Genomic DNA, 232 nt, shown 5'->3' with positions numbered 1-232 from the left:
AGGTTACCCCCATGATAACCGCCGTTTTCAGTGCCCGCCCTTACGACCGCCGTTTCATGGATGAAGCGAATGCGCGCGACCACGCCGGGCAGGGGTTCGAGCTGGCGTATTTCGATGCGGCGCTGGACGCCACGTCCACCGGCCTGGCCCAGGGTTGCGATGCGGGCGGCGTGTTCGGCAACGGCCGCCTGGATGCGCCCGTGCTGCGGGCGCTGCAGGGGCTGGGCGTGCG

The 232-nt window shown here is 69.4% G+C and carries 1 pseudogene; it reads left to right on the top strand.

Features of this window, described 5'->3' with window-relative positions:
* Nucleotides 1-11 precede the first annotated feature (11 nt).
* Nucleotides 12-232, top strand: a pseudogene (locus tag ACQG3P_RS24840) (2-hydroxyacid dehydrogenase); the annotation flags it as partial.

Source organism: Stenotrophomonas sp. SrG (genome assembly GCF_050031795.1).
GTDB classification, from domain to species: domain Bacteria; phylum Pseudomonadota; class Gammaproteobacteria; order Xanthomonadales; family Xanthomonadaceae; genus Stenotrophomonas; species Stenotrophomonas rhizophila_A.
The sequence above is the reverse complement of the archived record's forward strand: the minus strand, read 5'-3'. Positions and strand labels throughout refer to the sequence as shown.